Raw genomic sequence first — 25,766 nt, forward strand, 5'->3', positions numbered from 1 at the left:
GTCCCGTTGCGTTGCCTTGCGTTGCGTTCCGTCCCGGCGCCGTGGCCGGGGTCAGACCTCCAGGCTCTCCTCGATCTTCTTCAGCTGGTGCCGGGCCATCGCCAGGTTGGCCCGGTTCGCGTCCAGTGCCAGATAGAGGAACAGCCCGTTGCCGCCCCGGCCCTTGAGCAGCCGGATCAGGTGGTACTGGTCGGAGAGGGTGATCAGGATGTCCTCGATCTCGCTCTTCAGCCCCAGATGCTCCATCGTGCGCATCTTGGCGCGCACCACGTCCGTGTTGCCCGCGGCGGCCACGTTCAGATCGAAGCTCTTGCTGCCGCCCAGGGTGCCCAGGGCCATGCCGCTGGTGTAGTCGACCAGCGCGGCTCCGGTGGCGCCCTCGATCGAGGCGAGTGCTTCCTTCAGGGCGGTCTCGGTGTTGGCCATGATGGGGGTCCTCTCAGCTGTCGTTGCCGGGTGTCTTCGTGTAGCTGGTGGGGGGATGGTTCGGGTGGTGCGTGGGGGGTGTGGGGGGTGTGGGGGGTGTTTTTGGGGTGCGCGGTGGGGCCGCCGCGTCGACCAGCTCACCGATCCGGGCCGCCGCGCGACGGCCCTCCAGATGCAGCCGCCCGACGTTCACCCGGTCCTCCGTGAGCAGGGTCAGTACGGCGGTACGGCCCGCCGCGTAGGTCGCCACATAGCCCCGGGTGCCGCGCAGCAGCAGTTCCCGCAACTCGCCCTTGCCGGTGGCCTCGGTGCTGCGCATGGCGACGCCGAGCGCGGCGGCGGTCAGCGCGGCGAGGCCCTCCGGTTCGACGCCGGGGGTGTCATGGGCGACGACCAGTCCGTCGACCCCGGCGGCCAGGGCGCCGGTGAGCTGGGGCAGCAGGGCGCGCAGGCGGTGCAGTTCGTCCAGGACGGTGGGGGTGGTCATGAGGTCACCCATGCGACGGGGGGCGGGGTCACCGGCTTCGTCGGCTTCGTTGTCGGGTTCGGCGGTGTCCGGGCGTCGGCGTTCAAAGGGCCTCCAGCGCATCCCTGAGCCTCTTCAGCAAGGTGATGTCGGGGTCGGGAGTGGGGGTGGGCGCGGGGATGGGCGCGGGTTCCCGGTACGGCTCCGGGTCCGGGTACGGCTCCGGCTCCGGCTCCGCCGGGCGGATCAGGCCCGCCGCCACCAGCCGCCGTACGTCCACCAGCGTGTGGAACCCCTGTCTCCCCAGCTCCCGGGCGATGTCCGGCGCGGTGCGGACGCCGTCCACCCGGTCCAGTACCGCCCGTTGGCGCACGGTGACCGAGCGGGCGGGTACGTCCCCGGCCCGGACCAGCGGCGCGGTGTCGGCCCGCGGGTCCGGCCAGATCCGGTCCAGCAGCGCCCGCCGCCGCACCACCGTCCGCTCCAGCACGGCCACCGGCACCCGCACCGGCCCCACCCCCTCGCCCCCCGCCTCACCCCCGTACCGGAACCGGCCCGGCGTGCTGCTCGGTGCCAGTGCGAAGTACGCGGCGTCGTAGAGGGCTTCGAGGCGGCGCAGTTCCAGGGCGCCCTGGGGGAGAGGGGCGTCGGCCGGGAGCAGGGCCTCGACGCCCGGGGCCGAGGGGCTCTCGGCGTGCACGACCTGCCCGGCCGCCAGCCGCAGGGAGCCGCGCTCGCGGTGCAGGGTGCCGGTCGCCCCCTCGGCGGCCAGCCGGATCAGCATCGGGGACAGGGCCCCGGAGTCCTGGTCGGAGGCCGGGCGGCGGTGCCGGGGGTGGTGGCGGACCGGCAGCGGGGGCGGGGGAGGGGGTGGCGGTGATGCGGGCGGCGGGGGTGGGAGCGGGGTGTCGACCATGATCATCCCAGCACCAGCCGTCCGGATATCTCCCCCAGCCGGATCCGGGCGAGGGCGAGATTGCCGTCCGCGCGGCCGAGCCACACATGCAGCACGACCGTGCTCTCGAACGACGTCGGCAGGAACCGCAGGACGTGGTAGCCGTCCCGGCTGGTGACGATCAGATCCTCCACCGGCGGACCGGCCGGAGCGGACCCGCTGGACCCGCCGGACCCGTTGGACGCGCCGGATCCGTTGGAGGCGCCGGACTTGCCGGACGCGCCGGATCCGTTGGACGCGTCGGACGCGCCGGATCCGCCCCTTCCGCCCCCGCCGGGGTCGTCGTCCTGCGGTGCGAAGAGCCTCAGCTCGGCCGCCGGGCGGGCCAGTTCCGCCGCCTCGGCCGCCGCCGCCTCCGCGTCACCGCCCGGGAACTCCCCGACGACCCCGAGCGCCAGCCCGCTCGTCCAGTCCACCAGCGCGGCACCCCGGGCCCCGGGCAACCGCATCGTCTCCAGCAGACACTCGTCGATTCCGGGCACGCCGGTCTCCCCTCCCGCCTGGTGTTCGCCTGAGTGACGTAGAAACTACGCACAGTGCGGAAGGGGAGTGGTGGTTCCGGCATTTTCCGGTGGAACATGCGTCCGGGGTACTAATGTCGACCAACTGACGTGTGTTTCACGCCGGTTGGCCCCCGGTGTCCGGTGCCCCGGTGAGGTGGGCGCAGGTCAGCGGGCGTCCGGTGGGCGCAGGGCGGTCAGCGCCTCGGTGTGCGCCCCGCCCGACTCGGCGACGATCTCCTCCAGCCGCTGCGGTTCGCGGACGGTGGCGAAGGTGACGCCGCTCCCCGAGGGGCCGGTCCCGTCCGTCAGGAAGCCGTACACCCCCGGCCGGGCCAGCGAGTTGTAGCCGTAGTGGTGGGCGAAGTAGTACGCGCCCGTGTCCAGCGCCGCCGCGTAGTCGCCCTGCTCCAGCAGTGGCAGCGCCCGCCCCTCGGCGAGCAGGTCACCCGCGAAACAGGCCGGTCCCGCCACGTCCTGCACCACCCCGGGCCCCGACTTCGCCCGCCCCTTGCCGTCGTACGCGGCGATCCGCAGCGGCCACGACTGCGGCGCGTACACCGTCCGCGTCGCCACCTGCACCCCCGCGTGCGTCACCGCCACCGGCCGCCCGCCCGCGCTCTTGGCGTACTCCACCCGCGCCACCACCGTGCCGTGCTTGGCCAGCAGCGACCGGCCGAACTCCGTCACCAGCCCGTACCGCCCGTCGAACAGCCCCGGCACCGTCCGCGCCAGCAGCCGCGCGTACTCCGCGTAGGTCGGGCTCTCCTCGTCCGAGCCGAAGTTCACCGGCAGCCCGCCGCCGATGTCGAGGGTGTCGATCTGGCGCCGCCCGAGCCGCTCGTTGATCTCCTCCGCCAGCGCGTACGTCTCCGCCACCCCGCGCGCCAGCAGCTCCAGCGGGATGCCCTGCGACCCGGTGTGCGCGTGCAGCCGGGACAGCCACGGCCGCTCCGCGTACGCCCGCACCACCCACTCCCGGGCCCCCTCGTCGCGCAGCGCCACCCCGAACTTCGAGGTCGCCGTCGCCGTCGAGGTCGAGCCGATCGCCCCGCCGCCGATCTGCGGGTTCACCCGGATACCGAGCGGTGAGCGGCTCGGCGCCGACCGCATCAGGGCGTCGATCCGGTCCAGCTCCTGCGGATTGTCGGCGTTCACCGCGATGCCCAGCGCCAGCGCCTCGCGCAGCTCGGCCGGGGTCTTCGCCGGGGAGTCCAGCACCGTGAGCTCCGGCGGCAGGCCCGCCGCCCGTGCGAGCGCCAGCTCACCCGGGCTCGCCACCTCCGCGCCGATGCCCTCCGCGCGCAGCAGCCGCAGGACCGGGACCAGTGGGCCCGCCTTCACCGCGAAGGCGTGCAGCACCGGGGTGCCCGGTGCCGTCACCTCGGCGAACGCGGCCCGCAGCGCCGCCGCCGACTCCCGGACGCCGGTCACGTCCAGCAGCCCGACGAGGGGGGAGTCGGGGCCGAGCAGCCCCTGCTCCACGGCCGCCCGCACGGCACCGTCCCGCCGCGCCGCCCTGTCCGCCGCCGTCACCTGGGCCCCGCCCACCATGCCCGCGACACTCGCCGTATCGCCCGCCATGCCCGCCGTATCGCCCGCCATGCCCGCCGTACCGTCCGCTCTGCCCGTCGTGGCGTCGTCCGTCATGTCGGCCCCCGTCCCGTCCAACCTGTCCAGCCTGTTCCGTTCGGTGTACGAACCCATATGTCCAGCCAAACACGCCCGCCGTCCGGGCCCCGCCGGGCCCCCACCCTTGACTAGCCTTATTCATCGCCTCAGGATGTGAATAATCGCAGTAAACGGAAGGCGACGGACGGTGGCCCGCACGGACACCGGCCCGGTCACGGGAGCGATCAGCCAGGAGGCAGACCATGTCAGGACCCCGGCCCGTCCGAGCCCCCCGCGGTACGGAACTGAGCGCCCTGGGCTGGCAGCAGGAGGCCGCCCTGCGGATGCTCCAGAACAACCTCGACCCCGAGGTCGCCGAGCACCCCGACAAGCTGGTCGTCTACGGCGGCACCGGCAAGGCCGCCCGCGACTGGCGCTCCTTCGACGCCATGGTCCGCACCCTGCGCACCCTCAAGCAGGACGAGACCATGCTCGTCCAGTCCGGCCGCCCCGTCGGCGTGATGCAGACCCATGAGTGGGCCCCGCGCGTCCTGCTCGCCAACTCCAACCTCGTCGGCGACTGGGCCACCTGGGAGGAGTTCCGCCGCCTGGAGGCCCTCGGCCTCACCATGTACGGCCAGATGACCGCCGGGTCCTGGATCTACATCGGCACCCAGGGCATCCTCCAGGGCACCTACGAGACCTTCGCCGCCGTCGCCGCCAAGCGCTTCGGCGGAACCCTCGCCGGGACCATCACCCTCACCGCCGGACTCGGCGGCATGGGCGGCGCCCAGCCCCTCGCCGTCACCATGAACGACGGCGTCGCCCTCTGTATCGACTGCGACCCCCGCGCCATCGAACGCCGTATCGAGCACCGGTACCTGGATGTCCGGGCCGACGATCTCGACCACGCCCTCCGGCTCGCCGTCGAGGCCCGCGACGCCCGCCGCCCGCTGTCCATCGGCGTCCTCGGCAACGCCGCGGAACTGCTCCCCGAACTGCTCGCCCTGGGCGCCCCCATCGACATCGTCACCGACCAGACCTCCGCCCACGACCCGCTCGCCTACCTCCCCCTCGGCGTCCCCTTCGAGGAGATGGCCTCCGCCGCCGCGAAGGACCCCGCCGGGTTCACCGTCCGGGCCCGGGAGTCCATGGCCCGGCATGTCGAGGCCATGGTCGGCTTCCAGGACGCAGGCGCCGAGGTCTTCGACTACGGCAACTCCATTCGCGGCGAGGCCCAACTCGCCGGATATGACCGGGCGTTCGCCTTCCCCGGCTTCGTCCCCGCCTATATCCGCCCCCTGTTCTGCGAGGGCAAGGGCCCCTTCCGCTGGGCCGCCCTGTCGGGCGAGGCGTCCGACATCGCCAAGACCGACAGGGCCATCCTGGAACTGTTCCCCGAGAACGAGTCCCTCGCCCGCTGGATCCGGCTCGCCGAAGAACGCGTCCACTTCCAGGGCCTGCCCGCCCGTATCTGCTGGCTCGGCTACGGCGAGCGCGACCGGGCCGGGGAGCGCTTCAACGAGATGGTCGCCGGCGGTGAACTCGCCGCTCCGCTGGTCATCGGCCGCGACCACCTCGACTGCGGCTCGGTCGCCTCCCCCTACCGGGAGACCGAGGCCATGCTCGACGGCTCCGACGCGATCGCCGACTGGCCCCTGCTCAACGCCATGGTGAACGTCGCCTCCGGCGCCTCCTGGGTCTCCCTCCACCACGGCGGCGGCGTCGGCATGGGCCGCTCGATCCACGCCGGGCAGGTCACCGTCGCCGACGGCACCCCCCTGGCCGGCGAGAAGATCCGCCGCGTCCTCACCAACGACCCCGGCATGGGCGTGATCCGCCATGTCGACGCGGGCTACGACATCGCGGAGTCGGTGGCGGGGGAGCGGGGGGTACGGGTACCTATGCGCGAGGGCGGGAACGGGGTCGAGGGCGAGGCCCGGGGTCAAGGCAAGCCGCACGGCGAAGGTGAGTCCAAGTGACCCGGCGCGCACCCGGCGGCCCCCCCGACGGCCCGCCCTCGTCCCCACAACCACCCCCACCCCCCTCCTTCCACCAGATGTGGCGCGACCTCCACCCCCTCGGCCGCCACCCCGCCTCCCGTGGCTACCGCCGTTTCGCCTGGACCCCGGCCGACGCCGAGTGCCGGGCCTGGTTCACCGCGCAGGCCGAGGCCCGCGGACTGGTCCACGAGGTCGACCGGAACGGCAACCAGTGGGCCTGGCTCGGCGATCCCGCCCTGGGTGACGCCGTGGTCACCGGCTCCCATCTCGACTCCGTGCCCGACGGCGGCGCCTTCGACGGCCCCCTCGGTGTCGTCTCCGCCTTCGCCGCGCTGGATGAACTCCGGCGCCGGGGCACCGACTTCACCCGCCCCCTCGGCATCGTCAACTTCGGCGACGAAGAGGGCGCCCGCTTCGGGCTCGCTTGCGTCGGATCCCGGCTCAGCAGCGGACAGCTCACCCGCGACCAGGCGCACCGCCTCACCGACGGCGACGGCATCACCCTGCCCCGCGCCATGGAGGCCGCCGGGTACGACCCGGACGCGATCGGCGCCGACCCCGACCGGCTCGCCCGGATCGGCGCGTTCGTCGAACTCCATGTCGAGCAGGGCCGCGCGCTTGACCTCAGCGGGGATGCCATCGGCGTCGCCAGTGCCATCTGGCCGCACGGACGGTGGCGGTTCGACTTCCGGGGCGAGGCCAACCACGCCGGTACCACCCGGCTGACCGACCGCCGCGACCCGATGCTGCCCTACGCCGAGACCGTCCTCGCCGCCCGTCACGAGGCCGGACTCGCCCGAGCCGTCGCCACCTTCGGCAAGGTCGCCGTCGAACCCAACGGCGTCAACGCCATCCCCTCCCTGGTCCGCGGCTGGCTGGACTCCCGCGCCCCCGACCAGCGGGATCTGGACGCCGTCGTCGGCGCCGTGGAGAAGGCCGCCCGCGCCCACGCCGACGCCCATGGCGTGGACCTCGATGTCGTACGGGAGTCCTTCACCCCCGTCGTCGAGTTCGAGCCCGCCCTGCGGGACCGGATCGGGCGGATCCTGGGCCGGGACACCGGCCTCACCGTCCCCGTCCTCGGCACCGGCGCCGGACACGACGCCGGGATCCTCTCCGCCACCGTGCCCACCGCCATGCTGTTCGTGCGCAACCCGACCGGCGTCTCCCACTCCCCGGCCGAGCACGCCACCGAGGACGACTGCGTGACCGGTGTCCTCGCCCTCGCCGATGTCCTGGAAGGGCTGATCCACCCGTGAGCAGCGACAGCAGCAGCGACGGCGACAGCGACAGCAGCACTGATGGCAACACCGACGACAACACCGACGGAACCGCCCCGGGCCCCGGCCACCCCACCTACTGGCTGGAACACGCCTGGCTCGGCACCCATGTCGAACCCGGCGTCCTCGTCACCGTCACCCCCGCCGACGGCACCCTCCGTACCGTCACCCCCGGCGTCACCGCCCCGCCCCCCGGCGCCGAGGTGCTGCGCGGGCTCACCCTCCCCGGCCTCGCCAACGCCCACTCGCACGCCTTCCACCGCGCCCTGCGCGGCACCGTCCAGGTCGGCTCCGGCACCTTCTGGACCTGGCGCGAGGTGATGTACTCCGTCGCCGACCGGCTGACCCCGGACACCTATCACGCCCTCGCCCGCGCGGTGTACGCCGAGATGGCGCTCGCCGGGATCACCGCCGTCGGCGAGTTCCACTACGTCCACCACGCCCCCGGCGGCGTTCGCTACACCGACCCCAACGCCATGGGTGAGGCGCTGATCGAGGCCGCCGCCGACGCCGGGGTCCGGATCACCCTCCTCGACACCTGCTATCTCTCCGCCGGCTTCGGCGAGCCGCCCACCACCCATCAGCTCCGCTTCTCCGACGGCACCGCCGACGCCTGGGCCGCACGCTCTTCACTTCTCAAGGAACGGGATCACGTACGGATCGGGGCCGCCGTGCACTCGGTGCGGGCCGTGCCCGCGCGGGAGCTGGGCATCGTCGCCGACTGGGCGGAGCGGCGGCGGGCCCCGCTGCATGTGCATCTGTCCGAGCAGACCGCCGAGAACGACGCCTGTCTCGCCGCCCACGGCCGCACCCCCGCCCAACTCCTCGCCGACCACGGTGTCCTCGGCCCCCGCACCACCGGCGTCCACAGCACCCATCTCACCGACGCCGACATCCGGCTGATCGGCGACTCGGCGACCGGCACCTGTATGTGCCCCACCACCGAACGCGACCTCGCCGACGGCATCGGCCCGGCCGCCGCCCTCCAGCGCGCCGGTTCGCCGCTCTCGCTCGGCTCCGACAGCCACGCCGTCATCGATCTGCTCGAAGAGGCCCGCGCGATGGAGCTGAACGAGCGGCTGCGCACCCGCACCCGGGGCCACTGGACCGCCGCCGCGCTGCTGCGCGCCGCCACCGCCGACGGCCATGCCGCGCTCGGCTGGGACCGGACCGGCACCATCGAACCCGGCGCGCGCGCCGACCTCACCACCCTCGCCCTCGACACCGTCAGAACGGCGGGGCCACCGCCCAGGCTCGGCGCCGAGACGGCCGTCTTCGCGGCGACAGCGGCGGACGTACGGCACACGATCGTGGCCGGACGCCAGATCGTGCGCGACGGGGCGCACACCCGGATCCCCGACGCCGCCGACGCGCTGACCCGGGCCGTGGCCGCGCTCCGCGCCTGACCCGCCCGACGCTCGCCCGGCCCGCCCCCTCCCGCCCCCACGAGGACACGATGAGCAGCAGCACCGTCATCACCAACATCGCCACACTGGTCACCAACGACCCCTCCCTCGGCGACAACTCCCCTCTCGGTCTGATCCAGAACGCGGCCGTCGCCATCGAGGGCGACCGGATCGTCTGGACCGGTGATTCAAGCAAAGCACCCGCCACTGACAATCGCCTCGACGCCGCGGGCCGGGCCGTGATCCCCGGCTTCGTCGACTCCCACTCCCACCTCCTCTTCGCGGGCGACCGCACCGAGGAGTTCAACGCCCGGATGTCCGGCCGCTCCTACACCGCGGGCGGCATCCGGACGACGGTCGCCGCGACCCGCGCCGCCAGCGACGGGGAACTGGAGCGGAACCTCACCCGTTACCTCCACGAAGCCCTCCGCCAGGGCACGACGACGTTCGAGACCAAGTCGGGCTACGGCCTGACCGTCGAGGACGAGTCCCGCGCCCTGCGCATCGCCGCCGCCCACACCGACGAGGTCACCTACCTCGGCGCCCATATCGTCCCCCCGGACCACGCCGACGACCCGGCCGCCTATGTCGCCCTGGTCACCGGCGAGATGCTCGACGCCTGCGCCCCGTACGCCCGCTGGGTGGATGTGTTCTGCGAGCAGGGCGCCTTCGACGGCGACCAGGCCCGCGCGATCCTCACCGCGGGCCGGGCCAAGGGCCTGACCCCCCGCGTCCACGCCAACCAGCTCTCCTACGGCCCCGGCGTCCAGCTCGCCGTGGAACTCGGCGCCGCCAGCGCCGACCACTGCACCCACCTCACCGACGCCGATGTCGACGCCCTCGCCCAGGGCGGCACCGTCGCCACCCTGCTCCCCGGCGCCGAGTTCTCCACCCGCGCCGAGTGGCCCGACGCCCGCCGCCTCCTGGACGCGGGCGTCACCGTCGCCCTGTCCACCGACTGCAACCCCGGTTCCTCCTTCACCTCCTCCGTCCCGTTCTGCATCGCCCTCGCCGTACGGGACATGCGGATGACCCCGGACGAGGCCCTCTGGTCGGCCACCGCGGGCGGCGCCGCGGCCCTGCGCCGTACCGACATCGGCCGACTGACCCCGGGCGCGTACGCCGACCTCGCGCTCCTGGACGCGCCCAGCCATGTCCATCTGGCCTACCGCCCCGGCGTCCCCCTGATCTCCCGGGTCTGGCGCCGCGGAACCCCCGTCACCTGAGCCCCCTCCGGGTCCGGCGCCGCGAACCCCCGCCACCTGACGCCCCCTCACCCCTCCCTCCCGGCTCAGGCCCGCCCCGCCCGCCACCGCTGCCCCGGATCCCCGTCCGCCCCCGCCACGGACCGGAAGACGACCCCCTCCCCGCCCTCCGCCGTCACTGCCGTGTCCAGGGCGATCTCGGGCCGGATCAGCCCCGAGCCGTCGACCGTGAACCGCAGGTTCCGCCCGCTGCGCCCCTCCACCGACGAGCAGGTCCAGATGCCGACCCCGCGCTCCGGGTCGCCCCGGCTGTCGAGGCAGTACTCCGGATCGGCGGCCGACTGCACCACCCCGCGCCCGGCGTCCACCCGCCACCGCTGGGTGGCCGCCGACGAACAGGGCGCGGTCACCACGTCCACCCCCTTGTCGAACCACCCGTCCCGCACGTCCAGACACCGCCCCGAGACCACGTTCACCACCTGCGCGTACGAGGCGCCCGGCGGGGACACCGACGTGGGCCGGGGCGAGGACGAGGACGACGACGATGGCTTCCGGGGGACGGAGGTCGGTGTCGGCGTCGTCGTCGGTATCGGTGTCGGCCTCGCGGACACCGTCTCCGTCTCCGTCGCGGTGGCTGTCACGGTCACCGGGGGCGGTGGCGGCGGAGCGACCGTCACCGGGTTCGCGGCCTGCGCGGGCGGCTGCGGACCGTCCGGCGACAGCGCGGACATCAGCGCGATCAGCGCGACCACCAGCCCCGCGGACACCACCACGACCCGCAGCGACGACCGCGACGACGGCGACGACGGCGACGACGGCGAGGACCGGGAGTACCCCGAGGACCGCGAGGACCACGACGGGAAGAACCGGCCCCGCCGCTTCCCCTCCCCCTCCCCCGCCCCCGCACCCGGCTCCCCGCCCCGAGGCCGGGCGGCGTACGCGGCGCCCGCCCAGGGCAGCAGCCCCTCCGCCAGCGCGGTACGCGGGGTGTCGCGCAGCGCGGTCAGTTCCTCATAGGCGCCGGAGCAGTAGGGGCAGTGGGTCATATGGGCGACGAGGTCCGAGCTGTGCCGGGGCGAGTCCGGCCGTACGGACTCCTCGATCAGCCGCCGGAAGTCCTGGCAGTCGGGGTCGTCGGAGGCGGCGAGCCGGGTGCGGAGCAGCGCGCGGCCGAGGGCGGTGAGCGCCGGTTCGGTGCCGTAGGCGATGTCCGCGCGGGTGACGCCGAGCAGTTGGGCGGTCCGCTCCGGGCTCTCGCCCTCCACCGGCCCGTACCAGATCAGCCCCCGGGTCCGGTCCGGGAGCGTCCGGTACGCGGTGAGCAGGGGCGGTACGGGACCGTCCGGGCCGCCGGTGTTCAGCACCAGCAGCAGACCCGCGTCCAGCGCGGCGGAGCGGTCGCCGTCGGCCCAGCCGCGGGCCACCCGCCCGACCAGCAGCAGGAGGTGATGGCGCCAGGGGACGGACGGGTCGGTGCCCCGGGCGGTCTCGCGGGCGGCCAGGGTGAACGCCTGGGCGGCGAGTTGACGTGCCGCCGAGTCGCCGGTCGTGCACAGCCGGGCGTAGCCGAGGACCGACTCGCGGTGGCGGGCGCGCAGTTCCTGGAGCGCCGGGTAGGCGACGGCGGTGGGGCCGCGCAGCGCTTCGGTCAGCCGGGTGTCGGACGCGCCGAAATGCGCTCCCTCCGGATGGATCCCCGCCGGATTCGCCCCCTCCGGACGGACTCCCGCCGTATGGGTCCCCGCCGGATGCGCCGCGTACGGATGCGTCGCGTACGGATGCGTCGCGCGGTCGTCGCCGGTCCTCTCGGGCCGAGCCATTCACCAGCCTCCTCGCGTTCCCCCGCTGGAGCACGGCCGGGGCGGCGGCGCCTCGATCGGCACTGCTGACGTACCGGCCAGTTTGGAGGGTGACCATAGTGGTCCAGAGGGGCTTGCGGGAAAAGGGGCTACCGGCGGTAATGCGCCAGGGCGGCATGGGCGCGCTCCCATACGGCCCCCGGGAGCGCCGCCCGCCCCACATGCCACACCCGGCGCCGCCGGACGCCGGGTGCGAAGTCTTTGTGGGGTTCCTACGGGTGGACGCCGACGGCGGACGCCGGACGATGAGGTCCGGACGGTGAGGTCCGACGGTGACGTCCGGGGTCAGTCCTCCACCGTGAGCCCCCGCCGCAGTCGCCGCAGGGTGCGGGACAGCAGCCGTGAGACATGCATCTGGGAGATGCCGAGTTCGTCGCCGATCTCGGACTGGGTCATATTGGCCACGAACCGCAGGGACAGGATCTGCCGGTCCCTGGAGGGCAGTCCGGCGATGAGCGGCTTCAGTGACTCCACGTACTCGATGCCCTCGATGCCGTGGTCCTCGTAGCCGATCCGGTCGGCGAGCGTGCCCTCGGTGTCGTCGTCCTCCGGCTGGGCGTCCAGCGAGGAGGCGGTGTACGCGTTGGCCGCGGCCATGCCCTCCACCACCTCGTCGGTGGAGATGCCGAGGTGCTCGGCGAGTTCGGCGGCGGTGGGTGCGCGGTCCAGCCGCTGGGCCAGTTCGTCACCGGCCTTGGCCAGGTCCAGCCGGAGTTCCTGGAGCCGTCGCGGTACCCGCACCGACCAGGAGGTGTCACGGAAGAAGCGCTTGATCTCGCCGATGATGGTCGGCATCGCGAAGGTGGGGAACTCCACCCCCCGGGACAGCTCGAACCGGTCGATCGCCTTGATCAGGCCGATGGTGCCGACCTGGACGATGTCCTCCATGGGCTCGCTGCGGGAGCGGAAGCGGGAGGCGGCGAACTTGACCAGGGCGAGGTTCAGCTCGACCAGCGTATTGCGGACGTAGGCGTACGCGTGGGTCCCTTCCTCAAGGGACTCCAGCCGCTCGAAGAGGGTCTTGGACAGGGCCCGCGCGTCGACCGGCCCGATCTCGGCGAAGGGGGGGATCTCGGGGATCCCGGCCATGGGGTCGGTCATGGTGGCGGTACCGGGGGTACTGGCGGTGTCGATGTCGATGTCGGTGGCGGATTCGGTGTCGTGCGTCGACGTCGCCGTCTGGGTCTGCGATCCGTCGAGCCGGGGTGACATGGGTGTCCTCCATCGTTCTCGGCATATGGCTGCATGGCCGCTGGCTGCATGACTGCCGAAGCCGGTACGTGCGGTGCGGTGTGCGGCGCCTCCGAAGCCGGCCGTGTCGGGTACGTGTCCTTACTAGCCCTACCCGCTCTTCCGTACCCACTGCAAGTAGCGTTGCGTCGCAAATGTCCAAATATGTGAGGTTGTTCGGGTGTCGCGGAGGGGAGTGAGGGCGTAGGGTTCGAGGGCGTCGTCCGCCGCTTCGGCGCGGCGGGCACAGGGTCCGCCGGCAGGCGGACGGACCGGTCGGCGGCCATACAACCCCCGGGAGAGAGACGGCATGGACCACGGGATGCTCGGCAGCGCACAGTCGGGCCGGCTTCTGGTGGAAGTGCGGCACCAGGGGGTGAGCGCCGTGGTCACTCCGGCGGGTGAGCTGGATCACCATACGGCCGATCTGCTGCGCGAACCGCTGGAGGAGTGCCTCGCCCAGGGGCTGACCCGGCTGGTCGTCGACTGCACCCGGCTGGACTTCTGTGACTCGACGGGCCTCAATGTGCTGCTCGGCGCCCGGCTGAAGGCCGAGGCCGCAGGTGGCGGGGTCCATCTGGCGGGAATGCAACCGGTGGTCGCGAGGGTGTTCGAGATCACTGGTGTGGAGGCGGTCTTCACTCTCCATGACTCGGTGGAAGCGGCTCTCGCCGACGAGTCCACCTGAGGGGTGTTCCTCCCGAATCGTCGGGCAGAAGAGATCGTGGCACCGGTGGGATGTTCGACACGATGAGAAAACCGCCGGTACCACCGACAATGACGCTTGAATCATGAACTGGTGAATCGGTGAGGTGAAGCGCTGATGAGCACCACCCGGCCCTACCCGCCGGGCTCCCCTGAGCCCACCGGCGCTTCCGGCCCGTCCGGAGTGCCAGGCACGTCCGGCACTTCCTCCGTGTCCGGCACGTCCGGTGCGTCCGAGCCCGCGGGTACCTGCGGTGTGCCGCCCGGCGCCACGGGTGTCTCCGACGTGCAGCCGGGCGTCTCCGACCTGCACCCGGGCGTCTCCGACGTGCACCCCGGGGCGACGGGCCGCGCGGGCGTGACGTCCGGCGCGACGGGCACCACCGGAGGGCCTGGTCAGGCGGCCGGGGGCGAGCGGGGCGCCGGGGATGACGGACTCGCCGGGACCGACCGAGTCGCTGAGGGCGGCGCGGCTGCCGGGGACGACGACCAGGGAACCGCCCCCCGGACCCCCACCCCCGACCAGCCCGGCGGAGCCACCACCACTCCCGGACGCCAGCTGCGCCGCCTCAACTTCGAGGGCCAGGTCGGCATCGTGCCGATGGCCCGCGACTTCGCCCGGCAGGCGCTCCACGCCTGGGGCTGGCTGCCCGCCGCCACCGCCGACCGCCGGGCCGCCGCCGAGGATGTCCTGCTCGTCGTCTCCGAACTGGTCACCAACGCCTGTCTGCACGCCGAGGGCCCGGACGAGATGTGGCTCACCTGCGACCGCAAGGTGATCCGGATCGAGGTCTCGGACCGGGGCGCGGGCCAGCCGTCCCCGCGCACCCCGCACCGCGCGGGCCGCCCCGGAGGGCACGGCATGTTCATCGTCCAGCGCCTGTGCCTGGACTGGGGGGTCGTCCGGACCCCGGGCGTAGCGGGCAAGACGGTCTGGGCGGAACTGAGCGCCCCGGCATAGCGCACGCCCACTCCCCACGACTCACCGCGCGGCCTCTCCTCCCTCCGCTTGCCTCCCCTTGACGGCCCATGCGGCTCCCGCAGACCGGCCCCGAGTACTCGGCCGTCGCGCTGGCCCTGACACTGCTGCTCCTGGGTCGGTCGGCCATGGGGCGTGACGCTGTCCTGGGCGCCGCTGCGGCTGCGACACGGCACCGGACTCCGAGGTCGTCCTCATCCGTGACGCCAGATCGCCAGCATCAGGGCGATGAGGCTGCACGCCGTCAGAACGCCGCTCCAGAAGGCGTCGTCGTGCGGGACGCGTGGTTTCATGCCGGGTGCTCCCGCCGGATGTGCCGCCGCAGCAGGACATTGACGTCGACCAGCGCGCTCTGGTTGCCCGCCGCACGGGCTCTGCGCTGCCGGGCGGCCAGCTCCGTACAGAGGGTGCAGCCGTCCACGGGGACCGGCGGGACGAGGGTCATCCGATCCGTCCCAGCAGCGCGGCCTCGATCGCCCGCAGCACGGCGGGGGTCGGCCGAGTCCAGCCACCGGGCGGCGTCCAACGCTCGGCACGGTAATCCCGGGTGCGCCAGGGGAGTTGGGGGCGATGGGGGGTGGGCCTGGGAGTGGGAATGGGCATGGAGGTGGGCATGGCTGGGCTCCTCTACTGGGTGGGGTTGGATCTGTCTCTCACATGAGGGCGGCGCCGGGCAGGCACCCGTCAGCCGGAATCCGAGTCTCGTACGAGCAGTCCGTCACCGGCGGGGAAGCGCACGGTGCCCCCGTCCTCCCAGACGACGACCACGGCCAGTCCGCCCATCGGGCCCCGGTCGGTGCCCGTCGTCCGTACGGTGCGCCACTTGCCGTCGTAGGCGATCACATCGCCCGGCCCGATCAGGGCCGCGAGTTTGGTGCGGTGGTGTGACCGCTCTCGTGCACGAGCCGGACGTGGGTCAAAGGGGTCTCCCATTCCACGCCACCCCCTCTCGGCCGAAGGTAGGCGGTCCGGGCGATGAGCCGCCCGGTGCTCTTTGAGCGTTCCTCGATCACGCCCTGTAACTCACCGTGGCGATGTGTGGTGGTGTCCTCCACGAGGGTGCCTCGCGCATAGGGCAACGTTCCGTCGCTGATCAGGGTCGGTGGCGCCCTGTGCGTGCCGGTCACGACGGCTCCTCCTGACTGGGGGCATGTCTCTCACCCAAGAGAACTGCTCTCGCAGGAGGCCGACTTGCACATCTCATGCACACCCCGGGGCACCTGCGGGGCGTGAGTGCCACCATGGGACGAAACGGATGTCGAGTGGGGAAGACGCAAACACATGAGCGTGACCAGGATTCCCGGACCCGGTGCCAACATCGCACTCCGCCGTAAAGCCCGCGGCCTGAGTCAGGTCGCTCTCGCCCGACGGGCCGGTATCTCGGTCTCGCTGCTCAGCAAGATCGAGGTCGGCGACCGTGCTCTCACTTCCGGTATCGCCGCCGCTCTCGCCCAGGCCATGGGCCTGACCCTGGACGAGCTGCTCGGCACCGCGCCAGTCGGGCGGAGCGACGAGGCGAGCCTCACCGGCCTCAACCACGCCATCCGCCGCTTCGAGATCCCCGGCCCACCCCCACCGCACCCCGAGGACCTGCCCCGCGCACTGGCAGACCTGAACGGTCACCGCCATCGCACAGAGCTGTCCGCCGTACTGCGCAAACTGCCCGGCGTCCTGGCCGACATGACCAACCACGCCCACGCCACCCAGTCCCCGGACGCCTGGACGCGGGTCGCCGACACCTACAGCGTGGTCTACTGGCTCGCCGCCCGGCACCGCTGGATGCACCTCGCCGAACTCGCCGTCATGAAGCAGTGGTCGGCCGCCGAACGCGCCCACCCGATCGCTGCGACCGTCGCAGCCCGCGACGAGGCGGGGGCGTTCCTCAACTCAGGGGATTTCGAAGGCGGGTTGGCCGTGGTCGACCGGGCGATCGTCGCGGCGGAGTCGGTCCTGCGGGGCCGTGACCGCGCGTACGGACTGGGCATTCTGCATCTGCGCGGGCTGACGCTGGCCGGGCGGATCGGGGACGGGGCGACGGCCGGACAGCACACCGAGGCGGCCTGGCGGGTGGCCGAGGAGTTCCCGGACGACATCGAGGACCACGGCATCCACTTCGGCCCGGAGAACACCGCGGTCCATGTCATCTCGACGGCCTCGGACATGGAGAACCACCGCGAGTCCCTCGCGACGGCGGACGACCTGATCCGTGCGGGCCTCACCCTCCCGGCCACCCGGGTGGGCCCCCTCCACATGAACATCAGCCGCTCGAAACTGGCCCTCGGCGACCGGGACGGAGCCCTCGCGTCCCTCGAAGAGGCGTGGGAGGTGGCACCGGAGATGGCCGGAGTGCACCCGACCAGCCAGGAACTGATCCGAGTCCTGACCTCCCTGCACCGCCGCAGCAACCCCCGCCTGACCCGCCTGGCCAAACGCGCGGGCGTGACCTGCTAAGGGAAGAGCCGCGCCCGCCGGCCGCACGGCATCAGACAACTCCACAAGGAGGCACCCCTTGCGACCCATCGACCCGACCACGTGCACCTGGCGCAAGAGCAGCCACAGCAACGGCGACGGCGGTCAATGCCTCGAAGTCACCGACGATCTCCCCGCCTTCGTCCCCGTCCGAGACTCCAAAACCCCGCAGGGCCCGCCCTCATCTTCGGAGAACCCGCCTGGGCCGCGTTCACCGCATCCGTCTGGCAGCGGCCCCCGGCTCACCCCTCCTTCGGCGGAACCACGAACCCTCGCGTCGGTCCCGGACCAGGCTCCTCCCCGGGGAACGCGTCAACCACAGCCGCCAACGCGTTGGCCGTCACATCCCGGCGCCCGGCGACCGGGTCCGCCGAGTCGTACACGCGCCAGGGACCCGCCGTGTCCTCCGGCGCGACCACGCCGAGGATTCCCAACCGCCGCAGCACCGCGTCCACCTGACGAGCCTGCTCGCTGTGGCTCCCCCGGGCCGCCCCGACCCCGACCCGGTCCGACCCGGCCCGACCGTCCCTCACCCGCATCGCCACCGGTGCGTCACGCCACCTGCACGCTACTCTCCACCTTCAGGCGTATACCCCGGTCGTCCGGGAATCGGCGTCTCCGCCCCCGGCCGAATCCCCTCTTGCCTGGCTAGATTCCCGCGCATGATCGCAACCCTCCGCAAGGCCAAGCGCACGGCCGCCCTGTTCGTCGGGGCCACCGCCCTCGCCGCCACCGCCGGTCTCGTGACCGCCACTCCCGCCGCCGTCGGCGACCCCAATGTGTGCAACGGGTACCAGCTCTGCCTCTGGTACGACGGCAACTACGAGAACACCCGCGTGATGTGGGACTACCTCCCGATCGACGGCAACTTCACCGTTGCCCACGACGTCACGTCCTCCCTCGTGAACAACTCGTCGTCGACCCTCTGCTTCTACGAGCACCCCAACTACGGGGGACTGGAGTTCAGAGTCGCCCCCTGGGCGCGGTGGGCCTACGTCCCCTCGTGGATCAACGACAAGATCAGCTCGACATCAACCGGGCCCGGGGTGACGCGTCCGGTTTCGATGTTGCTCAACTTGGTCTGCGACATGGTGGCGCGCTGGGCGAGCCAGACCTGAGTGCGCCCGGCGTCCCTGCGCAGACCGCGGAGCCTCTCCGCCAGGTCGGCCTTCGACCGGCCCAGTTGGTCAGGGTCGAGCGTCAAGGCCCCGCACGTACTCCTCGAAGGGAAGGGCGTGCTCCAGTGCCACCCGCTTCCACTCCCGGTAGGGCTCCGGATCGCCGGTGTGCGCCGAGCGGTTGATCTGGGTTCCGTCCGGGCGGAAGTCGAGGTGGGCGATGCGGGAGTCGTCGAACAACCACCAGTCGCGGCCGGAGAGCGGCAACCCGAAGTCGTCTCGCGTCACATCCAGGATCCGGATGTCTTCCCCGGCCGCAAGGTTTCCGGGGATGCCCCATGCGAATTGATACCGCTGGTAGTCGGTGAGCGGTCGACGCACGATGCGGACCCGGCCGATGCGCTTGCCGGATCCGACGTATCCGCGCACTCGGTCGTGCCAGCGGGCGTTGTGGCCGACGGGCTTCTCGCCACCCCGCAGGAAGCGGGCCACGTTCTCCTGTTCCCTGGGCATGGTGTACGTGGGCTGAGCCTCGAACCGCCAAGCCTCGTGCTCGAAGGCGTCGAAGAACCGGCGCCAGTCGTCACCATCCAAGAGCACGGACAGCCTCCCTCAGAGTGTGCTCGGGAATCTCCACCAGTCCCTCGCCGACGGGTGGCGAGAAGGCGTCAGACAAACTGCCCTGCACGACGATGGAACCGCTCTCGGTCCGATAGACGTTCGGGCAGTCGTCGTCACAATCGGGCCCGCTGACGATGCCGGTGAGGCGGGTCAGTTCCGCACGCGCCATCGTTCCCCCTCTCTGGGACACAGAGCCGTTCCCTGTGGTCATGAGGACGGTAGGACGGACTCCGGTACCAGGTCCACGGCACTTCGCCGATATGCGCGTGATCGGGTAGACGAACTCGAAACGCCCCCCAACAACACCCCCCAACAACCCTGAACCACCCCCACCCCACCCCCCGTTGTAGAGGTGCTCCGGGACACCCCGGCGCTGCGCGCCCGCGCACCCGCCCCGTGAAGGAGACGCCATGCCCAGGACGGACGAGTACCGCGACTCACGGAAGGGCGCCGCCCGGCTGATGGCGGAGGCGCACAAGAACGCCCCCAAGAGCCGCCGCGGGGACAGCCGTTCCATGATCCTGATCCATGTCACCCTCAAGGACGGCAAGAAGCGCAAGCTGATCGAACGCTCGACCCCGGTCCGCCGCAGTGGGCTGACCGCCACGACGGACTCGCACTACAGCAAGCCGGGCACCGCTCCCGAGCACACCGAGGCGAAGAAGGACTCCGAGAAGGCGTCCGCCGATGACGCGCTGCGGGACATCCGGGGGCTCATCGGGAAGGTGCAGCCCTACCGCATCGCCATCGACCTCGTCACCAGCCGCCGACCCTGCAACAGCTGCACGGACACGGCACAGCAGCTCACCGACGATGTCGCGCACTACTTCCCCGGCGCCGACGTCAAGACCGCCGTCCTCTCCTACGACCGGGAAAAGGGCTCGGTGCACGAGGAGTTCGCCGTGGTGCCGGGCCGGTTCAAGGACCATGTCGCCCGGTCGGCGTACGGGAACTCCAGTGCCGTCCCGATGCACCACTCCGCCCCCGCCGAGACCGACCAGGGCTACGACGCCGACGCCCACACCTCCCACTCCGACGGCGACTCCGACTCCGTGACCCAGGCCCAGGCCCAGGCGTACGGCGAGGGGGCGTACCAGGTCGGGGAGTCGCACGCCGAGAGTTCCTCGGCCGCACAGGCCCCGGAGGGTGCGCAGGCCCAGGAGGGCGCGGAGGCCGCCGACACCGACCGGTACTGGAAGCTGTCCCTCTACCCCGAGGAGCCCCTGCGCTACCAGGGTCCCGTCCAGGAACCGGTGCACGGCGGCGGAGTCCTGGAGTCGGCCACGGACGACTCCCCGTACGTCACCACCGAGCCGACCCACAGCACCGGCTCGGACTCCGACGGCTCCGGCCAGTTCAAGGGGAAGGCGTCGGACAGTTCGGGGTCGTACGAGTCCACCCTGAGCGCGCAGATGAACGAGGCCCTGAACCCGGCCAACTGGCTGCCCGAGCAGGGCCTGCCCAACACCCATCTGAACGACGGCTTCGAGTACGACTCGCAGAACGCGCTGCACTACGCCCCGGACTTCAGCCGGATCGTGACCAGCGACGGCGAACGGCACAACTTCGTCGGCGCCGTACCCGACCCCCTGGACCGGACCGTGTTCGCCTACGGCAACAGCAGGACGGGCATGCTCGGGCTCTACACCTTCGACGCCACCGAGAACCAGTGGGCCACGTACCCGACCACCAAGGCCAAGGACTACTGCCAGTCCTATCTGACCAAGGGTGACCCCGACCGCAAGAAGACCTCCCACCACGACCGCCAGAAGCATCATTCGAGCAAGGGGGCGAAGAAGAAGTAAGGGGGGAGGGGAGAACGGGGAGGGAGGGGGAGGGAGAGGAGGGGGCCCGGTGCGGGGCGGCCCCCCGGCCTCAGCGCACGTCCCCCATCAACTGCTTCACCTTCCGCCGGTACATGAACACCCCGGCACCCGCCGCCACCGCCAGCGCCGCCTCCGCCGCCACGACCCCCGTCTTGTTGAGGTCGACGCCGTACGTCGAGAGCAGGCCGGTCACCGCGTCGCCCGCCGTGACCGCCAGGAACCAGACGCCCATCATCTGCGAGGCGTACTTCGCGGGGGCCATCTTGGTGGTCACGGAGAGGCCGACGGGGGACAGCATCAGCTCACCCGTGGTCTGGCAGAAGTAGATCAGCACGATCCACCAGGGGGACACCGCCCCGTCGCCCGCCGCCGTCAGGGGGAGGAGGAAGACGAAGAAGGAGATGCCGACCATCACCAGACCGCCGGAGAACTTGGCGATCGTGCTCGGCTCGCGCCCCCCGCGGTTCAGGGCCAGCCACACCGTGGCGAAGACCGGGGCGAGGGCCATCACCAGCACCGGGTTCACCGACTGGAACCAGGAGACCGGGAAGTCCCAGCCGAAGACCTGGGTGTCGACGCTCTTCTCGGCGAACAGGGCGAGCGTGGAGCCACCCTGGTCGTAGATCATCCAGAAGACGGCCGCGGCCACGAAGAACCAGATGTAGCCGGAGACCTTGGACTGCTCGGTGCGGGTCAGTTCCTTGTCGCGCTTGATCCGGGCCAGCACCATGACCGGCACCACCAGGCCGATCACCATCAGCGGGACCATCACCCAGTTCAGGGTGTATGTACCGGTGCCGACGACGATCGCGTAGAAGACCACCGCGATCAGCAGCCAGATCATCGCCTTGCGGAGCGTCGCGTTGCGCTCGGCCACGTCCAGGGGCTTGGGGACGATGCTGGACTTCGCCGAGAGGTGACGGCTGCCCAGCAGGAACTGGGCCAGGCCCAGCGCCATACCGAGCGCGGCCAGCGCGAAGCCGAGATGCCAGTTGACCTTCTGGCCGATGGTGCCGATCACCAGCGGCGCGGCGAACGCGCCGAGGTTGATGCCCATGTAGAACACCGTGAAGCCGCCGTCGCGGCGCGGGTCGTTCGGGCCGTCGTAGAGCTGGCCGACCATCGTGGAGATGTTGGACTTCAGCAGGCCCGAGCCTATGGCGACCAGGAGGAGGCCGAAGTAGAAGGTCCCGGCGGAGGGGAGCGCCAGGACGAGATGGCCGGCCATGATGACCGCGCCGGCGATGGCCACCGTCTTGCGCGGGCCCCAGACCCGGTCGCCGAACCAGCCGCCCGGCATCGCCAGCAGGTACACCGTCGAGACATAGACGGAGTAGATGGCGATCGCCGTACCGGCGTCCAGGCCGAGCCCGGCGGGGGCGACCAGGTAGAGGGGGAGCAGAGCCCTCATGCCGTAGTAGGAGAAACGCTCCCACATCTCGGTCATGAAGAGGGTGGCCAGTCCGCGGGGGTGGCCGAAGAAGGATTTCTCGGATCCGGATCCGGGGGTGCCCGGGAGGGCCGAGTCCTTCGTCAGGCTGGACGCCATGGGTCGTTCCTTGCTGTCGGGACGCGCGGGTGGAGCGGAGCGCGCCCGGTGGGGGAGCCGGCACCGGCGGGCCGGTTCGTCCACCCCACGCCCACGGGGTGTCCGCCCCGGATCACGGGGCGGTGGACGACGGCCACCGGGATCCACGCCTCTACGCGCGTCGATGCGCTACGAGGCCCGGCCACAGGTCATTCCTTTCAAGGCCGGTGGAGAACCCCCGACCCGCACACAAAAGAGACCTTCAGTGTCAAACCGCGACACGAAGGTCCCTGTCGGTGCTACAGGCGTTCCATCACCATAAAGCAGGGCACCATCTGATATGGAAGGACTTGAGACAGGGATCACAGACTGTGACGGAACCGTAAGCAGTCATTCCGCTCTCGCGCGAGCTGCCTGGCCGAAATGTCCGCCATGTGCGCCAGTAAGAATCCGTCCAGGCGATCTCACCTCGGTGTCGTGGCCTGCGGGACTACCATCACCCCATGACCCGTGTACTGCTCGCCGAGGACGACTCCTCCATTTCGGAGCCCCTGGCCCGCGCACTGCGCCGGGAGGGATACGAGGTCGAGGTGCGGGAGGACGGACCCACCGCACTCGACGCGGGCATGCAGGGCGGCGTCGATCTGGTCGTGCTCGACCTCGGCCTGCCCGGCATGGACGGTCTGGAGGTGGCCCGCCGTCTGCGTGCCGAAGGCCACACCGTGCCCATCCTGATCCTCACCGCCCGTGCCGACGAGGTCGACACGGTCGTCGGTCTCGACGCCGGCGCGGACGACTACGTCACCAAGCCCTTCCGGCTCGCCGAACTGCTCGCCCGCGTCCGGGCCCTGCTGCGGCGCGGCGCCGCCGAGCCCCAGCAGCCGCCGGCCACCCACGGTGTGCGGATCGACGTCGAGTCGCACCGGGCGTGGATGGGCGAGGAGGAGCTCCAGCTCACGGCGAAGGAGTTCGACCTGCTGCGGGTGCTGGTCCGGGACGCGGGACGGGTCGTCACCCGGGATCAGCTGATGCGGGAGGTCTGGGACACGACGTGGTGGTCGTCCACCAAGACGCTGGACATGCACATCTCCTGGCTGCGCAAGAAGCTCGGCGACGATGCCGCGAATCCGCGGTACATCGCCACGGTGCGGGGTGTCGGCTTCCGGTTCGAGAAGAGCTGAGCCGGTGGTGGTGGGGTGGTCGGTGGGGCAGGGTGCGGGTTTCGCTGTGGCTGGTCGCGCAGTTCCCCGCGCCCCTGAGGTGACGGCTGGTCGGCGGGTTGGGTGCGGGTCTGAGGTGACGGCTGGTCGGTGGGTCGGGTGCGGGTCGGGAGCGACGGTCGGGCGCGCAGTTCCTCGCGGCCCTGAGGTGACGGCTGGTCGGCGGGTTGGGTGCGGGTCTGAGGTGACGGCTGGTCGGTGGGTCGGGTGCGGGTCGAGAGCGACGGACGTTCGCGCAGTTCCTCGCGCCCCTGAAAAGACGGCTGAAGCGACGGCCGGTCGGCGGGGGCCCCGTGCCCCCCTCCCGGCGTCACCCCGGCGGTAGGTGTCTGCATGCGTCGCCGACTCATCCAGTCCACCCTCGCCGTCGTGCTCGTCGTCATCGCCGTTTTCGGGGTGTCGCTGGTCATCGTCGAGACCCGGACGATCACCGAGAGCGCCCGGGAGCGCGTCGAGTCCGAGTCGCTGCGGCTGGCCAGCATCGTGGACAGCCGCATCCTCGGGCACGAGGAGATCTCCGCCCCCATCCTCGGCGACCAGGTCGGCGCCGACCAGTACGCGGTCATCCGGCTGCCCGACCGGCCGCCCATCGAGATCGGTGAGCAGCCCAGCGGCGATGTCATCGAGTACACCGCCCGCGGTGAGGAGGGCGAGACGGTCACCTTCCAGGAGCCGCGCTCCTCCATCACCCAGGAGGTCGGCCGCACCCTGCTGATCATCGGGCTCGTCGCCCTGCTCGCGGTCGTCGCCGCCGTGCTGCTCGCCGTACGGCAGGCCAACCGGCTCGCCTCCCCGCTCACCGATCTCGCCGAGACCGCCGAACGCCTCGGCTCCGGCGACCCCCGCCCCCGCCACAAGCGCTACGGCGTCCCCGAGCTGGACCGGGTCGCCGATGTGCTGGACTCCTCCGCCGAGCGGATCGGGCGGATGCTCACCGCCGAGCGACGGCTCGCCGCCGACGCCTCCCACCAGCTCCGCACCCCGCTGACCGCGCTGTCCATGCGGCTGGAGGAGATCACCCTCACCGACGACCCGGAGACGGTGAAGGACGAGGCCACCATCGCCCTCGCCCAGGTCGAGCGCCTCACCGATGTCGTGGAGCGGCTGCTGACCAACTCCCGCGACCCCCGTACCGGCTCCGCCGTCTCCTTCGATCTCGACGAGGTCATCCAGCAGCAGCTCGCCGAGTGGCGGCCCGCCTACCGGCAGGCGGGACGGGCCATCGTCAGCTCCGGCAAACGGCATCTCAAGGCGGTCGGCACCCCCGGCGCCGTCGCCCAGGTGCTGGCCGCGCTGATCGAGAACTCCCTGATGCACGGCGGCGGCACCGTCGCCCTGCGCACCCGGGTCACCGGCAACCAGGCCGTCATCGAGGTCACCGACGAGGGGCCCGGCGTCCCCGCCGACCTCGGGGCACGGATCTTCGAGCGCGCGATCAGCGGCCGCAACTCCACCGGCATCGGCCTCGCCGTCGCCCGCGACCTCGCGGAGGCCGACGGCGGGCGCCTGGAGATGCTCCAGACCCAGCCCCCGATCTTCGGGCTGTTCCTGTCACGCACGGCGGTGCAGCGGGCCTCGGAGGACGAGGAGCGGACGGTTCGCTAGGCCCCGCCCGAGGACCAGTCAGCGGGTCAGACCCGGGCGCGCGCCCGCTGCCGCTGCCGTACCGCCCCCGCCGACCGGCCACCCCGGCCGTCACGGTCGTCGCGGTCCTCCAGGAACGATTCGTCGCCCGCCCCGCCCTCCCGGGAACCCGGCAGCGCCCGGAACACCCACGTCCGGTACGACCAGAACCGGAACAGCGTGGCGATCCCGATGCCGAGGAACTTGAAGACGTTGTTCTGCATCGGGGTGTCCCAGCCGAGCCCATAGGTCGCCAGGTACAGCACCCCGTTCTCGATCACCAGCCCCACCGCGCTGAACAGCAGGAAGAGGCTCATCTCCCGGGTCCGGCGGTTCTTGTCCCGGTCGCGGTAGGCGAAATAGCGGAAGCCGATGTAGTTGAAGACGATGGCCACGACCGTGGCGATCACACTGGCCCGCACCACCTGGAGGTCGGTCACCGCCCTGACCAGGTTGAACACCGCGAGATTGACCAGCAGCCCGGCCCCGCCCACGGCGCCGAACTTGGCGACCTCCCGGCCGAGCCGCCGCACCCGCGACCGCCACCCGCCGGGGGGCGTGCCACGGAATCCTGAGGAGCCGTGTGCGACAGGGGAGCCCGAGGAACCTTGTGCCATGGGGGAGAAGGCTCCCGTCCGGTCGGCGACGTCAACCCGGCCATGCTATCCAGGCCCCTTCCGTGATCGCCCCCGGACCAGCTCACAGGTTCGGAAAGAAACCCGACCGTCGGCCGATG

The 25,766-nt window shown here is 71.8% G+C and carries 25 protein-coding genes and 1 pseudogene; 12 read left to right on the forward strand and 14 right to left on the reverse strand.

Features of this window, described 5'->3' with window-relative positions; genetic code table 11:
• Positions 1-51: 51 nt before the first annotated feature.
• The 5 genes from ABZX40_RS19780 to ABZX40_RS19800 all read right to left on the reverse strand — a co-directional run bounded on the left by ABZX40_RS19780 (position 52) and on the right by ABZX40_RS19800 (position 3,901).
• Positions 52-426: a hypothetical protein gene (locus ABZX40_RS19780; RefSeq protein WP_355739454.1), complete on the reverse strand. Its 375-nt coding sequence runs from the start codon at positions 424-426 to the stop codon at positions 52-54.
• A 13-nt stretch (positions 427-439) separates the two neighbouring features.
• Positions 440-913, reverse strand: a complete 474-nt coding sequence (locus tag ABZX40_RS19785) for a roadblock/LC7 domain-containing protein (RefSeq protein ID WP_355739451.1) — start codon at positions 911-913, stop codon at positions 440-442.
• Positions 914-995: 82 nt separating this feature from the next.
• Entirely contained in the window at positions 996-1,814 is an 819-nt protein-coding gene (locus tag ABZX40_RS19790) for a transcriptional regulator (protein WP_355739448.1), read from the reverse strand.
• On the reverse strand, positions 1,811-2,329 hold the full coding sequence (locus tag ABZX40_RS19795; protein WP_355739445.1) for a hypothetical protein: 519 nt from the start codon (positions 2,327-2,329) through the stop codon (positions 1,811-1,813). Before ABZX40_RS19795 ends, ABZX40_RS19790 begins: the two co-directional genes overlap by 4 nt.
• A 186-nt stretch (positions 2,330-2,515) precedes the next feature.
• Entirely contained in the window at positions 2,516-3,901 is a 1,386-nt protein-coding gene (locus ABZX40_RS19800; protein ID WP_355739712.1) for a diaminopimelate decarboxylase, read from the reverse strand.
• Positions 3,902-4,221: 320 nt separating this feature from the next.
• Between ABZX40_RS19800 and hutU the strand changes: the two genes are divergently transcribed.
• The 4 genes from hutU (at position 4,222) to hutI (ending at position 9,873) form a co-directional block, all read left to right on the forward strand.
• Entirely contained in the window at positions 4,222-5,940 is a 1,719-nt protein-coding gene (gene hutU, locus ABZX40_RS19805) for a urocanate hydratase (RefSeq protein ID WP_355739442.1), read from the forward strand.
• 77 nt (positions 5,941-6,017) lie between these two features.
• Positions 6,018-7,220, forward strand: coding sequence for an allantoate amidohydrolase (locus tag ABZX40_RS19810; RefSeq protein WP_355739710.1), 1,203 nt, complete (start codon positions 6,018-6,020; stop codon positions 7,218-7,220).
• Positions 7,221-7,324: 104 nt separating this feature from the next.
• A complete protein-coding gene (locus tag ABZX40_RS19815; protein WP_355739707.1) occupies positions 7,325-8,647 on the forward strand; it encodes a formimidoylglutamate deiminase in 1,323 nt (440 codons plus the stop codon).
• 50 nt (positions 8,648-8,697) lie between these two features.
• Entirely contained in the window at positions 8,698-9,873 is a 1,176-nt protein-coding gene (hutI, locus tag ABZX40_RS19820; protein WP_355739439.1) for an imidazolonepropionase, read from the forward strand.
• Positions 9,874-9,938: 65 nt separating this feature from the next.
• Here the strand turns inward: hutI and ABZX40_RS19825 are convergent, their stop codons facing one another.
• Complete coding sequence (locus ABZX40_RS19825) at positions 9,939-11,672, reverse strand: RICIN domain-containing protein (RefSeq protein ID WP_355739436.1); 1,734 nt, start codon at positions 11,670-11,672, stop codon at positions 9,939-9,941.
• Positions 11,673-11,996: 324 nt separating this feature from the next.
• A complete protein-coding gene (locus ABZX40_RS19830) occupies positions 11,997-12,923 on the reverse strand; it encodes an RNA polymerase sigma factor SigF (RefSeq protein WP_355739433.1) in 927 nt (308 codons plus the stop codon).
• A 328-nt stretch (positions 12,924-13,251) separates the two neighbouring features.
• On the opposite strand from ABZX40_RS19830, the gene ABZX40_RS19835 reads away from it, so the two are divergent.
• Both ABZX40_RS19835 and ABZX40_RS19840 read left to right on the forward strand, forming a co-directional pair.
• Positions 13,252-13,629: an STAS domain-containing protein gene (locus ABZX40_RS19835; RefSeq protein WP_355739430.1), complete on the forward strand. Its 378-nt coding sequence runs from the start codon at positions 13,252-13,254 to the stop codon at positions 13,627-13,629.
• Between the two features lie 375 nt (positions 13,630-14,004).
• The gene (locus ABZX40_RS19840) at positions 14,005-14,607 is read left to right on the forward strand and encodes an ATP-binding protein (protein WP_355739704.1); all 603 of its coding nucleotides are present in this window, start codon (positions 14,005-14,007) and stop codon (positions 14,605-14,607) included.
• A 307-nt stretch (positions 14,608-14,914) separates the two neighbouring features.
• Here ABZX40_RS19840 and ABZX40_RS19845 read toward each other — a convergent pair whose 3' ends face one another.
• Together ABZX40_RS19845 and ABZX40_RS19850 are read right to left on the reverse strand one after the other, a co-directional pair.
• Positions 14,915-15,070 (reverse strand): hypothetical protein, encoded by a 156-nt coding sequence (locus ABZX40_RS19845; protein WP_355739427.1) that lies wholly within the window; start codon positions 15,068-15,070, stop codon positions 14,915-14,917.
• A gap of 239 nt (positions 15,071-15,309) precedes the next feature.
• Positions 15,310-15,558 carry a hypothetical protein gene (locus tag ABZX40_RS19850; protein WP_355739425.1) on the reverse strand — a complete coding sequence of 83 codons (249 nt, stop codon included), beginning with the start codon at positions 15,556-15,558 and terminating at the stop codon, positions 15,310-15,312.
• A 348-nt stretch (positions 15,559-15,906) separates the two neighbouring features.
• Here ABZX40_RS19850 and ABZX40_RS19855 point away from each other — a divergent pair, with 348 nt between their 5' ends.
• The 3 genes from ABZX40_RS19855 to ABZX40_RS19865 are packed head-to-tail and all read left to right on the forward strand — an operon-like array spanning position 15,907 to position 18,212.
• A complete protein-coding gene (locus ABZX40_RS19855) occupies positions 15,907-17,076 on the forward strand; it encodes a helix-turn-helix domain-containing protein (RefSeq protein WP_355739422.1) in 1,170 nt (389 codons plus the stop codon).
• A 58-nt stretch (positions 17,077-17,134) separates the two neighbouring features.
• A complete protein-coding gene (locus ABZX40_RS19860) occupies positions 17,135-17,746 on the forward strand; it encodes a DUF397 domain-containing protein (protein ID WP_355739419.1) in 612 nt (203 codons plus the stop codon).
• Positions 17,747-17,756: 10 nt separating this feature from the next.
• Entirely contained in the window at positions 17,757-18,212 is a 456-nt protein-coding gene (locus tag ABZX40_RS19865) for a peptidase inhibitor family I36 protein (RefSeq protein WP_356009130.1), read from the forward strand.
• On the opposite strand, the pseudogene ABZX40_RS19870 reads toward ABZX40_RS19865, so the two are convergent.
• From ABZX40_RS19870 to ABZX40_RS19880, 3 genes and pseudogenes are all read right to left on the reverse strand, one after another.
• A pseudogene (locus tag ABZX40_RS19870) lies at positions 18,164-18,298 on the reverse strand (XRE family transcriptional regulator); the annotation flags it as partial. The gene ABZX40_RS19865 and the pseudogene ABZX40_RS19870 sit on opposite strands and share 49 nt — an antisense overlap.
• Positions 18,282-18,812, reverse strand: a complete 531-nt coding sequence (locus tag ABZX40_RS19875; protein ID WP_355739413.1) for a DUF6879 family protein — start codon at positions 18,810-18,812, stop codon at positions 18,282-18,284. The gene ABZX40_RS19875 and the pseudogene ABZX40_RS19870, both read right to left, overlap by 17 nt.
• Complete coding sequence (locus ABZX40_RS19880) at positions 18,796-19,002, reverse strand: hypothetical protein (RefSeq protein ID WP_355739410.1); 207 nt, start codon at positions 19,000-19,002, stop codon at positions 18,796-18,798. Before ABZX40_RS19880 ends, ABZX40_RS19875 begins: the two co-directional genes overlap by 17 nt.
• Positions 19,003-19,243: 241 nt before the next feature.
• Between ABZX40_RS19880 and ABZX40_RS19885 the strand changes: the two genes are divergently transcribed.
• Entirely contained in the window at positions 19,244-20,638 is a 1,395-nt protein-coding gene (locus ABZX40_RS19885; RefSeq protein ID WP_355739407.1) for a hypothetical protein, read from the forward strand.
• A gap of 70 nt (positions 20,639-20,708) precedes the next feature.
• On the opposite strand, the gene ABZX40_RS19890 is transcribed toward ABZX40_RS19885, so the two are convergent.
• Positions 20,709-22,208: an oligopeptide:H+ symporter gene (locus ABZX40_RS19890; RefSeq protein ID WP_355739404.1), complete on the reverse strand. Its 1,500-nt coding sequence runs from the start codon at positions 22,206-22,208 to the stop codon at positions 20,709-20,711.
• 482 nt (positions 22,209-22,690) lie between these two features.
• On the opposite strand from ABZX40_RS19890, the gene ABZX40_RS19895 reads away from it, so the two are divergent.
• On the forward strand, positions 22,691-23,368 hold the full coding sequence (locus tag ABZX40_RS19895) for a response regulator transcription factor (protein WP_355739402.1): 678 nt from the start codon (positions 22,691-22,693) through the stop codon (positions 23,366-23,368).
• A gap of 372 nt (positions 23,369-23,740) precedes the next feature.
• The gene (locus ABZX40_RS19900; RefSeq protein ID WP_355739399.1) at positions 23,741-25,012 is read left to right on the forward strand and encodes an ATP-binding protein; all 1,272 of its coding nucleotides are present in this window, start codon (positions 23,741-23,743) and stop codon (positions 25,010-25,012) included.
• A gap of 26 nt (positions 25,013-25,038) precedes the next feature.
• Here ABZX40_RS19900 and ABZX40_RS19905 read toward each other — a convergent pair whose 3' ends face one another.
• Complete coding sequence (locus tag ABZX40_RS19905; protein ID WP_355739398.1) at positions 25,039-25,647, reverse strand: GtrA family protein; 609 nt, start codon at positions 25,645-25,647, stop codon at positions 25,039-25,041.
• Between the last annotated feature and the right edge of the window lie 119 nt (positions 25,648-25,766).

The organism is Streptomyces sp. NPDC004610 (genome assembly GCF_040609715.1).
Classification (GTDB): Bacteria; Actinomycetota; Actinomycetes; order Streptomycetales; family Streptomycetaceae; genus Streptomyces.